Source organism: Stenotrophomonas maltophilia, from assembly GCF_004920835.1.
GTDB lineage: Bacteria > Pseudomonadota > Gammaproteobacteria > Xanthomonadales > Xanthomonadaceae > Stenotrophomonas > Stenotrophomonas maltophilia_AQ.
In genome coordinates, this window is the sequence record NZ_QFHO01000004.1 from 37,006 (window position 1) to 47,915 (window position 10,910).

The 10,910-nt window shown below is 64.8% G+C and carries 11 protein-coding genes; 3 read left to right on the forward strand and 8 right to left on the reverse strand.

Going from position 1 to position 10,910, the window contains the following annotated elements; genetic code table 11:
* Positions 1–7: 7 nt before the first annotated feature.
* The 4 genes from DI041_RS04525 to DI041_RS04540 all read right to left on the reverse strand — a co-directional run bounded on the left by DI041_RS04525 (position 8) and on the right by DI041_RS04540 (position 5,478).
* Entirely contained in the window at positions 8–595 is a 588-nt protein-coding gene (locus DI041_RS04525; protein ID WP_136639160.1) for an anthranilate synthase component II, read from the reverse strand.
* A 2-nt stretch (positions 596–597) separates the two neighbouring features.
* The gene (locus tag DI041_RS04530) at positions 598–1,377 is read right to left on the reverse strand and encodes an SIMPL domain-containing protein (RefSeq protein WP_006399004.1); all 780 of its coding nucleotides are present in this window, start codon (positions 1,375–1,377) and stop codon (positions 598–600) included.
* Between the two features lie 67 nt (positions 1,378–1,444).
* A complete protein-coding gene (gene trpE / locus DI041_RS04535; RefSeq protein WP_136639159.1) occupies positions 1,445–2,920 on the reverse strand; it encodes an anthranilate synthase component I in 1,476 nt (491 codons plus the stop codon).
* A gap of 176 nt (positions 2,921–3,096) precedes the next feature.
* A complete protein-coding gene (locus DI041_RS04540; RefSeq protein ID WP_248298486.1) occupies positions 3,097–5,478 on the reverse strand; it encodes a Tle-like phospholipase domain-containing protein in 2,382 nt (793 codons plus the stop codon).
* Here DI041_RS04540 and DI041_RS04545 point away from each other — a divergent pair.
* Complete coding sequence (locus DI041_RS04545; protein ID WP_308518138.1) at positions 5,416–6,441, forward strand: ankyrin repeat domain-containing protein; 1,026 nt, start codon at positions 5,416–5,418, stop codon at positions 6,439–6,441. The two genes, DI041_RS04540 and DI041_RS04545, sit on opposite strands and share 63 nt — an antisense overlap.
* Positions 6,442–6,449: 8 nt before the next feature.
* Here the strand turns inward: DI041_RS04545 and yegS are convergent, their stop codons facing one another.
* The 4 genes from yegS to DI041_RS04565 form a co-directional block, all read right to left on the reverse strand.
* Positions 6,450–7,382, reverse strand: coding sequence for a lipid kinase YegS (gene yegS, locus DI041_RS04550; RefSeq protein ID WP_046983682.1), 933 nt, complete (start codon positions 7,380–7,382; stop codon positions 6,450–6,452).
* A gap of 223 nt (positions 7,383–7,605) precedes the next feature.
* Positions 7,606–8,088 (reverse strand): GNAT family N-acetyltransferase, encoded by a 483-nt coding sequence (locus DI041_RS04555; RefSeq protein WP_136639157.1) that lies wholly within the window; start codon positions 8,086–8,088, stop codon positions 7,606–7,608.
* A 57-nt stretch (positions 8,089–8,145) separates the two neighbouring features.
* On the reverse strand, positions 8,146–8,820 hold the full coding sequence (rpe, locus tag DI041_RS04560) for a ribulose-phosphate 3-epimerase (protein ID WP_025874606.1): 675 nt from the start codon (positions 8,818–8,820) through the stop codon (positions 8,146–8,148).
* 57 nt (positions 8,821–8,877) lie between these two features.
* On the reverse strand, positions 8,878–9,207 hold the full coding sequence (locus DI041_RS04565; protein ID WP_006399039.1) for a J domain-containing protein: 330 nt from the start codon (positions 9,205–9,207) through the stop codon (positions 8,878–8,880).
* A 141-nt stretch (positions 9,208–9,348) separates the two neighbouring features.
* On the opposite strand from DI041_RS04565, the gene DI041_RS04570 reads away from it, so the two are divergent.
* Both DI041_RS04570 and DI041_RS04575 read left to right on the forward strand, forming a co-directional pair.
* Positions 9,349–10,275 carry a phosphoribosylaminoimidazolesuccinocarboxamide synthase gene (locus DI041_RS04570; RefSeq protein WP_046983680.1) on the forward strand — a complete coding sequence of 309 codons (927 nt, stop codon included), beginning with the start codon at positions 9,349–9,351 and terminating at the stop codon, positions 10,273–10,275.
* A gap of 144 nt (positions 10,276–10,419) precedes the next feature.
* Positions 10,420–10,905, forward strand: a complete 486-nt coding sequence (locus tag DI041_RS04575) for an Mpo1 family 2-hydroxy fatty acid dioxygenase (protein ID WP_136639155.1) — start codon at positions 10,420–10,422, stop codon at positions 10,903–10,905.
* Positions 10,906–10,910 lie beyond the last annotated feature (5 nt).

Below are 10,910 nucleotides of genomic sequence, written 5' to 3' on the forward strand. Positions count from 1 at the left end.
CCTTGGATCAGGCCGCCGGACGCTGCAGGAAATTGCGCAGCAGGGCGTGGCCGTGTTCGGTGAGGATGGATTCGGGGTGGAACTGCACACCTTCCACCGGGAACTGGCGGTGGCGCAGGCCCATGATCTCTTCGATCGAGCCGTCGTCGTTCTCGGTCCAGGCGGTGACTTCCAGCGCGTCGGGCAGGCTGTTCTTGTCCACCACCAGCGAGTGGTAGCGGGTGGCCTGGTAGCGGTCCGGCAGGCCGGCGAACACGCCCTTGCCTTCATGGCGGATGGGAGATGTCTTGCCGTGCATGATGTTGCCGGCGCGGATGACCGTGCCGCCGTAGACCTGGCCGATGCCCTGGTGGCCCAGGCAGACGCCGAGGATCGGCGTGGTCGGTCCCAGACGCTCGATCAGCGCCAGCGACACGCCCGCTTCGTTGGGCGTGCACGGGCCGGGCGAGATGACGATGCGTCCGGGCTTCTGCGCGGCGATCTCGTCCACGCTCATCGCATCGTTGCGCACCACCTTCACCTCGGCACCCAGCGTCTGCAGGTACTGCACGAGGTTGTAGGTGAAGCTGTCGTAGTTGTCGATCATCCACAACATGGTCAGGTTCCGTCGCTTATCAGGAAAATGGCGTATACGTTTTCGGTGTAGGTGATGGGGCCGGCTTCGATGGATTCGCGTTCAGCGGGCGCCGGTGCCGAGGCCGGTGCGTAGCTGCCGGTCACCGAGATCCTGTCGAGATACTCACCATCCTCGCCCAGCTGCGGCCATTGCCCGGCCTGGATGCCATAGGCAAAGTTCGGCGCCACATCGGAGATGCTGTACAGACCGCGCACTTTTGTTCCATAGGCCTTGGCCAGCCCCTGCGCGGACTCGCGGGTCTTGGCCGCGGCCTCGCCCTTGAGCTCGCGGCGCAGCGCGACTTCACCGGAGTAGGTCGGGGCAACGCTGCTGACCTGCACGTTCTCATTGGCCTTCAGCGCGCCCAGCACGTCCTGCATCTGCTTCACGCTGGCGAAGCTGGCGCGCAACTGGCGCGACACCTGGGTACCCATGAAGACCTGCCGGCTCTGCTCATAGCGGGTTGCCGGACCGATCCGCAGGTTGTCCGCACGTACGCTGCCTTCCACCGCCTTGTACTGCTTGAACAGCGCCAGCACGCGGGCAACGTTGTCCTGCACGCGGCGGCGCGCCGCATCCGCGTCCATGTCGGTCTCTTCGATGTTCAACTGCAGGCCGAACCGATCCGGCATCACCACGCGACGCGCCTCGCCCTTCACCAGCAGGTGCGGCTGCGAGGGAATGGTATTGGCCTGCGCCCACGCAGACGGGGCCATCGTGGCCAGCAGTGACGACCACAGCAATGCGCTCAGCAGCTTCATGCGGTACTCCTTGTCTTGAATGGGAACAGCGGAAGGTGCCGCGGCGTCGGCCACGGCACGGCAGAACTCACAGACCCTTGGCGGCCTGGGCGACGGCGCGGAACAGGGCACGGCCCTTGTTCATCGTCTCGTCCCATTCCTTGTCCGGGTCCGAGTCGTAGACGATGCCTGCGCCGGCCTGCACGTACAGGCGGCCGTCCTTGATCACCGCAGTGCGGATCGCGATCGCGGTATCGGCATCGCCGTGCCAGCCGATGTAGCCGATGCTGCCGGCGTAGACATTGCGCTTGATCGGTTCCAGCTCGCGGATCACTTCCAGCGCGCGGATCTTCGGCGCACCGCTGACCGTACCGGCCGGGAAGGTGGCGCGCAGCACGTCGGCGTAGCTCAAGCCCGGCTGCAGCTGCCCGGTCACTTCGCTGACGATGTGCATGACGTGGCTGTAGCGTTCGATCACGAACTGCTCGCCCACTTCCACGGTGCCGGCCTTCGAAACACGACCGGCGTCGTTGCGGCCAAGGTCGATCAGCATCAGGTGCTCGGCGCGTTCCTTCGGATCGGCCAGCAGTTCTGCTTCCAGCGCCTGATCCAGCTCGGGCGTGGCACCGCGCGGACGGGTACCTGCGATCGGGCGCACGGTCACTTCACCGTCCTGCAGGCGCACCAGGATTTCCGGCGAGGAGCCGACCACCTGCAGGTCGCCGACATCCAGGAAGTACATGTACGGCGAGGGGTTCAGCGCACGCAGCGCGCGGTACACATCCACCGGGCGCGCCTTGAACGGTACGCTCAGGCGTTGGCTGAGCACCACCTGGAAGATGTCGCCGGCGCGGATGTATTCCTTGCTGCGCTGGACCGCATCGACGAAACCTTCGCGGGTGAACCCGGAGACGAAATCGGACTCGTCCAGCACGTCGCTGTTAAGCGGTGCGGGATAGCCGGCACCCGGTGCGCGCAGCTTGGCGGTCAACGCATCCAGGCGTGCCTGGGCCTGCTCGAAGGCACCGTCGGTACGCGGGTCGGCATGCACGATCAGGTACAGCCGGCCCTTCAGGTTGTCGAACACCGCCAGTTCGTTGGAGTCCAGCAGCAGAATGTCCGGCGTGCCCAGCTCATCGCGGCCAGCCGGCGGGGCCAGGCGCGGCTCGATGTAGCCGATGCACTCGAAACCGAACCAGCCGACCAGACCACCGGTGAAGCCCGGCAGGCCGTCCAGCTTGGGCACCGAATGGGCGCTGCGCAGCGCCTCGACCTCGGCAAACGGATCGGCGACCTCGCGGGTTTCCACCACCTGCCCGTCCTGGCGCACGGTCAGGGTGTGGCCGTGGAAGGCGTACACGCGACGTGCCGGCAGGCCGATGATCGAGTAACGACCAAAGCGCTCGCCGCCTTCGACGGATTCAAACAGGTAGGTATTGGGGCCGTCGGCGAGCTTCAGATAGACCGAAAGCGGCGTGTCCAGGTCGGACAGCACTTCGCGGACAACGGGAATATGGGTGTGGCCTTCAGCGGCCTGCTGCAGAAACTGAGCGTGCGAGTTCAAGACGACTTTCCTTCCGGGACACAGCGTTATGGGGACGGACGACGGCAACAGGCCACCATCGCCACCAACGGCGTGCGGAAGAAAGGGTATGCGGGGTCGTCAGGCTGGACACCCAATGACTGTATCGCAGCTTTGGCCGCAGGGAAACCCTTTGGCGACGGGCGGTTTGCGCCGCCCTAGCCCATCCGCCGTGCCTGTTCCTGGGTCTCCTGCACCTGCTGCTGGGCCAGCGATACCCCCTGCGCCTGCTCGCGACTGGCGTTGATCGCGTCAACCTGGGCCGTGCTCGCGCTCAGGGGTTGGGCCATGCCCGCTGCCACATCGACGTGGGCATGGCGGCGGTGCGCGGCGTTCAGGTCCGGCGTATCCACCGCGAAGGCACGGCTGTGATCCTCGCTGAGCACCACGTGGGAAATGGACTCCAGCCCTTCGCGCTTGGCCTGTACGGCCAGTGCGCCGGCGAGCTGGTCGCTCTGCAGGTCAGGCACCCGGTTGTGGGCGCGGTCCAGGGCGTGGACCCCGGTCTGTGCGCCATTGAACAACCGGTAGTCGGTGTGGCCAGGGTCATTGATGCCGTGCCCGCGCGCAGCGGACTCTGCTGCCACGCTGGCGCGGCGGCCATCCTCGGGATGCTGTATGCGCTGGTGCTGCTCGACCAGCTTGCGGGCGACGGCTTCCTGCTTGATCAGTTCCGAGTCCAGGCTGGGAATGACAGTCTCGGCCATGCCATGGCGGGCAGTTGCCTCGCCAAACGCTGGACCGATGTCACGGATCAGTCGCGCGGACTGAGCGAGATTGGAGAGCTTCACCGCATCCAATGGCAGGACACCGGTGGGTACATGCGTTGCTGCCGCAGTGCCCACCCCCACACTGATGCCCCCGACCGTCGCCATGGCAGCTGGCGCTTGGGCGGTAACGCCCTTTACCTTCGATGCCACCAGGTCATAGCCGCGGTCCACATGGGCGCCGGCGGTGGCAAAACCGTTCTGCAGCTTGCCGGCCACCCACTGCCCGTCATTGCCGATGGCCGTGGCCGTCCGCTCGCCAAAGGCACGCGTCCACTCGGCATCCGCATGTGCTTGCCGCGATGCGAGCACCGCACGCTGCTCGCCCGTAGTACGTGCCCTTTCGGCCTCTTTGGCCAACCTGTCGGACGCGTCATCCAAACCAATCCGACCGGCTACCCACGACAGTGCGGACATGCCATGGGAACTGGCCTGCGACTGCGCGCGGTGCAGGGTTGCCTCTATGCCTCCGGTCAGCTCGCGCCCGGAGGCGATCACGGTGGTGGTCGCCCGGGTACCCACCTGGAGCGTGGTCGATCCCATGTTCACGACCTGGCCAATGGCCATGCCCTGGGTCCTGAGGATCTGCTCTGCGCCATCGCCGACCCTGTCCAGCACATGCGCGCCAGTCGCACCCGCGCGTTCAACCTGCTCACCGATCACACGCCCACCGCGCATGCCGTAACCAGTGGCGTGCAGCACCGTGGACAGCGGTCCAGCCAGCTCTGCAACCTGGCTTGGCGCCGCTACCTGCGAACGATTGACGATATTGCCCTGTGCGTCGCGTGCCTTGGCCTCGAGCAGCAGTTCGGCACGGCCAGCGGCAACCGGGATATTGCGCAGGGCTTCCTGCCCCGGCTGGGTCGCCAGTTGTTCGATGAACTGCGCTGCGGACGTCTGCGCACCCGGTGGCATCATCTCGCGCAGTTTGTCGCCCACCAGCTTCTGCATGGCGGGCTCCTTCAGCAACATGCCCATTTCATTGGCAAGCACGCCATAGCCGCGACGCTGCTGCTCGCTCAGGCGCTGCATGCCGTTCTGCACGTCATTCAGCACCTCGCCGGTGGTCTGGTAGGTGTGCACGCTTTGTTGCGGGTTGAAGGTGGGCAGACCATTTTCCTTCGCGAAACGAGCCGCCGTTTCCGGATGCAGGCCTGCCGCATTGAAGGTGGTAGCCCGTGCGCCGGTGACGGCCGACGCGGCGGAAGCCATGCCGCCACCGAGGGAGTGACCGGCGATTTCGAAGTTATTGCCAATGCGATCATTCAGCTGCGTGGCAAGTGACATGGCGCGATCGTAGTAGTCGCTTCGCATCCCAATGCCTTGCTGCCCATTGTTCAGAAAATCCTCGCCGCCCGACTCACGCCATCCATTCGGTGCAAGAGGATCGGCGATCTTACCGGTGGAGCCTTTGTAGACCACCACCGGCTTTGCGTCTGCACCGAAAAGCGCTTTGTCGGGAACATATATTTCCGCACGGAATCCAGACTGCGGCGGTTGCAGAAGCTCACGCAACTCTTCGTCAGACATGTTGATGCCTGCAGCGCGCAGTGCATCCGGATCGGAGCTGCCGCGCGTCCATCCCACGGGAGGCGCACCTTCGTGCTTGGCTGATTGATAGACATCAGCTGCGAGACCAGACATTTCACGCGCGTGATAGGTCTCCTGAAGACGATCAGCTTCCCTGTCATTGCCGCTTTCCCGCAGCTGTTGAACGAGAAGATCCTGCTGCTGGAGGGCGCGCGCACGCGCCTCGATGTCGGTTCCATTCATGGCAAACTCCATTGCGCCGGGCACGGGCTTGGGCACGCGATGCTTATCGATTATCAGAACTTTTTGCTAATGTCACGTTTCAGCCCAATCATCAGGATGATAATGCGCATTCACTTTCACAAATGTGTGCAGAAAGCCCTCATCTCCGCGGCTTGTCTCACACTTTTGCTGATCAGCGGCTGCGCGGCATCATCGAGTCATGGAGCAGACAACTACTTTGAAGGGAGGGCTCTGCAGCTTGCCATCGCCACGGAAAGCGGCGATTCAAAGGCCATTCGCCGCCTCATCGTTGAAGAGGGTGTCGATCCGGACAAGACGTTCTCGCGTGAAGACGGGATTCCCATGGTCGCCTGGCCTCTACGCACAGGCAGTCTGGACGGCCTCCGCGCACTTCTTGAAAACGGGGCAGATCCAAATGCCCGCGCTTACAAGGTCGTGGATGGCCGCAGACTTGGCTACAACAACGCCATGGTCTACGCCGCAAAGCTGGACGACGCGCGCTACCTGCAGTTGCTGCTCAAGTACGGCGGCGATCCCAACACGCGGAATTCGGCAGGCGAAACGTTGCTGTTTCAAGCCTTCATCGCAGGCAATCAGTGGGAGAACGTGAAACTTCTGATTGAGAATGGAGCGAACATCAATGAATCCAATCGCGGCACCGCCGACACAGTCCTCAGCTGGTACACCACCCGGGGTGGATTCGAGCATGCCTATTGGCTGCTGGAGCACGGGGCCGACCCTACGGTGATGCTGAAATCATCCATCGGCGCTCCCGACAGAATGCTGATCGCCGAGCACATCTTCTGGGGCATCACTACACCCGATCTTCTGCCATGGCAGAAGAAGTGCCAGCAGTGGCTTGTCGCCCGGGGCATCCCTCGTCCCCCGATGCCAAAAGGCATCCGCGACAAGCGTGAAGCCTTCGGCTTCCCCACAAAGGAAGAAGACATTCCGCTGCTCTGATTCCTGTCTCAGCTGCCGGAAAGCAGCACGCAGTCATCCGGCAGATGCATGCGCACCCTGCCGGCCACGCATTCGATGCGGAAGCGGCGTGCCTGCACCGGTTCGCCGTCCAGGTTCAACGTCAACGGCTGCGTTGCGTCGATCTGCAGCCACGGCAGCTGCGCGCGCGTGGCGACACGTTCAAGCGCCGCCTCCTTGCCGCCGGTCAGCATCTGTCCAAGGGTGGCTGCGACTTCACCCTCCAGTTCCGGCACTACGGTGACATCCAGCAGGCCGTCATCGATCAGTGCCTGCGGGCACAGCTGCTGACCACCACCCGCTTGGCGGCCGTTACCGATACCCAGCGCGATGAACCCACCTTCCCACTGGAAATCCGGCCCGCTCAGGCGCGCGGTGATCGGTTCGATGCGACCGAGCTTGGCGATGCCAGTAATGACATACGCCAAACCGCCAAGCATCTTCTTCAAGCCCGCATCGGTTTCCACCGTGACCTGGGTGCCGAAGCCACCGCTGGCGAGGTTGGCGCACCACCATGGCTTGCCGTCGGCATCGACGCGCAGCAGATCCATCGGGCGTGGGTGGCCGCCGGCAACCAGTGCGAAGGCCGCCTGCGGCTCCACCGGAATGCCCGCAGCGGTGGCGAAATCGTTGGCGGTGCCCATCGGGACCAGCGCGAGCGAAGGCAGCGCCTCAGCCGGCTCGTCGCGATGCGCCAGCGTCTCTGCGACCGCGCTGAGCGTGCCGTCGCCACCGGCCGCCACGATCACGTCCACGCCGTGGTCGATGGCCTCGGCGACGTAGCGCTCGGCATCACCGTCTTCCCAGGTTACCCGCACTTCCAGCTGCACGCCCTGCCCGCGCCAATGGCCGACGGCGTCGCGCAGTTCGTCGTTGCCTGCGGATTTTCCGTTGAGGATCAGGCGCCAGCGCGGGGTGGTCATGCAGTACATCCAGTGAAAGGGCGCTCAGGCTAGCAACACGCCGTTTGCCAGCGGTGAATGTCACGCAGATGTCATTCAGCTGCCGGAGAATGGAAGGCCATAGCAGGGACGACGGATGGAGGCAGGATCAGCCTCCCACGCATGCAGCAAGGCCACGCCAACGTTTGGCGTGGCTTTTTTTGTCTGCCAGAAGCATCCACCCATGGCGTGGATGCACGTCATCTCAACCGTTGGCGAAATCTTGCAATGCCTGGCCCTGCAGCCGGTACACGGTCCACTCGTCCTGCGGTCTGGCGCCGGCTGCGGTGTAGAACTCGATGGCCGGCGTGTTCCAGTCCAGCACCGACCATTCGAAGCGACCACAACCTTCAGCTACCGCCTGGCGGGCGATGTACTTCAGCAGCGCTTTGCCCGCGCCGGAGCCGCGTTTTTCCGGGCTCACGTACAGGTCTTCCAGGTAGATGCCCTTGCGCCCCAGCCAAGTGGAATAGTTGTAGAAATACACCGCGTAGCCGATGGCTTCACCGTTGGCCTCGCAGACCAGCGCGCGGGCGGTGGCGTCGGCGCCGAACAGGCTTTCGGCGATGCCGATCTCATCGGTCTGCACCGACTGCTCGGCCTTCTCGTAGATCGCCAGTTCGCGGATGAACCGAAGGATCAGGCCGGCGTCGGCGACGGTGGCCGGGCGGATGTTCAACAGTGCCATGGGCGAAGAGGGAACGGAGGGAATTGAACGAGCTTAATCCCCTCCGTCCCCTTTTTGTCAGCGCGCTGCAGCGACGTTGGCGCGCATCTGCGCGATCACGTCCTGGTAGCTGGTCTTGGCGTTGAAGATGGCCGAGCCGGCGACGAACGTGTCGGCGCCAGCGGCGGCGATCTCGCCGATGTTATCGGCCTTCACGCCACCATCGATCTCCAGGCGGATGTCACGGCCGCTGGCATCGATCTTCTGGCGCACCACGCGCAGCTTGTCCAAGGCCGACGGAATGAAGGCCTGGCCGCCGAAGCCCGGGTTGACCGACATCAGCAGCACCAGGTCGAGGTCGTCCAGCACCCAGTCGAGGATGTCCACCGGGGTGGCCGGGTTGAGCACGATGCCCGGCTTGCAGCCCAGCGAGCGGATCAGCTGGATGGTGCGGTGCACGTGGCGGCTGGCCTCCGGGTGGAAGCTGATGTAGGTGGCACCGGCCTCGGCGAAGTCCGGGATGATGCGGTCCACCGGCTCGACCATCAGGTGCACGTCGATCGGCGCGGTGACGCCGTGCTTGCGCAGGGCTTGGCAGACCATCGGGCCGATGGTCAGGTTGGGCACGTAGTGGTTGTCCATCACATCGAAATGGACCCAGTCGGCACCCGCGGCCAGGACGTTGTCGACTTCCTCGCCCAGGCGGGCGAAGTTGGCCGAGAGGATGGAAGGAGCGATGAGGCAGTTGGACATGGCCGGGGCCTTCGGAACGGGGAAAGGGGTCTCCCGCCCGCAGGCGGGGCAATGGGGTCAGCGCTTGCGCAGGGTCTTGATGCGGTCGTAGGCGGCGTTGATGCGCCGCGACTTCTGCTCGGCCTGCTGCTGCAGCTCGGGGGCCGCGCCGCCGAGCTTGTCGGGGTGGTACTGGGAGATCAGCTTGCGGTAGGCACGCTCGACCTCGGCATCGGTGGCCTCGGAGGTCAGCCCCAGCTCCCGGTACGGGTTTTCCTTGTTCAGGCGGAACCAGTCCGAATCGAAGGCATGGCCGATCAGCAGGCCGATGACCGCACCGAACAGCGGATTGGGCCGGAACAGCAGGGCGCCGGCGATGAATCCGAGCAGTTTTCCGTACCAGCGCATGGCGCCCCAGGGTCGACCGGCGAAATGGACGCTCATTTTACGTCACAGCGGGCCCGGACCGCTTTACACTAGGCCGCCCGCTGGTCAGCGGGCCCGCCGGGTCCGTTGGGCAGCCGTATCGACGAAGCCCCAGGAGTGCCCGTGCCAACCACGCTGTTGCAATCCGATCTCCCCGGCCTGCCCTTGCGCCACCGCGGCAAGGTGCGTGACGTGTTCGATATCCCGCGCGAGCGGCTGCCAGCCGGGACCCCACCAGGCGACTACCTGCTGATGGTGGCCACCGATCGCCTGTCGGCCTTCGATGTGGTCCTGCCCGACCCGATCCCGGGCAAGGGCGAGATGCTCTGCCAGGTCTCCAACTTCTGGTTCGCCAAGACCGCGCACCTGATGCCCAACCACCTGACCGGCATCGATGTGGCCAGCGTGCTGCCCGAGGGCGTGGACGCGGCCCTGTACGCCAAGCGTGCGGTGGTCACCCGCAAGCTGAAGCCGGTACCGGTGGAAGCGATCGCCCGCGGCTACCTGATCGGCAGCGGCTGGAAGGATTACCAGCGCACCGGCAAGGTCAGCGGCATCGACCTGCCCGATGGCCTGCGCCAGGCCGAACAGCTGCCCGAGCCGATCTTCACCCCCTCGACCAAGGCCGCCGTCGGCGACCATGACGAGAACATCGACTTCGATGCGATGGTGAAGCAGGTCGGCGCCGAAATGGCCGAGCGCGTGCGCGATGCCACCCTGCGCATCTACAAGTTCGCCGCTGATTACGCCCGCGAGCGCGGCATCATCCTGGCCGATACCAAGTTCGAGTTCGGTACCGACGCCGATGGCCGCCTGTACATCATGGACGAGATGCTGACGCCGGATTCCTCGCGTTACTGGCCGGCCGACGAGTACGAAGTGGGTACCAGCCCGCCGAGCTACGACAAGCAGTTCGTACGTGATTACCTGGAGACGCTGGACTGGGGCAAGACCGCCCCGGGCCCGACCATTCCGGCCGAGATCATCGAGCGCACCCGCGCCAAGTACGCCGAGGCGCTGCAGCGTCTGGCCGGGATCAGCGTCGACTGATCCCCCTGCGCCCCCGGCCGGTCCGGCTGGGGGCGTTCTGAATGGGGTAGTGCCGGCCGCTGGCCGGCAATCTCGCGAACTCGGCTATGCTCTGGATTGTCGGCCAGCGGCCGGCACTACCGTTGTCCGAGGAAGCGACGCAGCATGCAGACATCCACCGAGCTTGCGCGGCCGATCGACCGCTATTTCGCCAGCTATTCCGACGACCACCGCAATGTCATCAACCAGCGCATCCACGTGGTGGCGGTGCCGGCGATCCTGTGGTCGGTGGTGGCCCTGCTGTGGTGCGTGCCGCCGCTGATCACCTGGTTCCAGTACGGGATCTGGTCGGCCTTCGCGATGTTCAGCGCCTGGTGCTTCTACAACAAGCTGTCGCGCCCGCTGGGCATCGGCATGCTCATCCAGTTCTTCGTGTTCGGCTGCCTGTGCCGGCTGCTGGAGGCGGAAATCGGCCTGCACAATCTGTTCTGGCTGGCGGTGGGCGTGTTCGTGGTGGCCTGGATCGCACAGTTCATCGGCCACAAGTTCGAGGGCCGCAAGCCCAGCTTCCTGACCGACCTGACCTACCTGCTGATCGGCCCGGCCTGGGTGATGGCCAAGGCCTATCGGAAGCTCGACTGGCGCTACTGACCCGA

Bases quoted from the DNA above. Each gene is read 5' to 3' on its own strand.
- DI041_RS04540 (WP_248298486.1), bottom strand. From the start codon at position 5,478: ATGAATGGAACCGACATCGAGGCGCGTGCGCGCGCCCTCCAGCAGCAG.
- yegS (WP_046983682.1), bottom strand. From the start codon at position 7,382: ATGACCACCCCGCGCTGGCGCCTGATCCTCAACGGAAAATCCGCAGGC.
- rpe (WP_025874606.1), bottom strand. From the start codon at position 8,820: ATGTCCAACTGCCTCATCGCTCCTTCCATCCTCTCGGCCAACTTCGCC.
- DI041_RS04555 (WP_136639157.1), bottom strand. From the start codon at position 8,088: ATGGCACTGTTGAACATCCGCCCGGCCACCGTCGCCGACGCCGGCCTG.
- DI041_RS04530 (WP_006399004.1), bottom strand. From the start codon at position 1,377: ATGAAGCTGCTGAGCGCATTGCTGTGGTCGTCACTGCTGGCCACGATG.
- DI041_RS04525 (WP_136639160.1), bottom strand. From the start codon at position 595: ATGTTGTGGATGATCGACAACTACGACAGCTTCACCTACAACCTCGTG.
- DI041_RS04565 (WP_006399039.1), bottom strand. From the start codon at position 9,207: ATGCGCTGGTACGGAAAACTGCTCGGATTCATCGCCGGCGCCCTGCTG.
- DI041_RS04575 (WP_136639155.1), top strand. From the start codon at position 10,420: ATGCAGACATCCACCGAGCTTGCGCGGCCGATCGACCGCTATTTCGCC.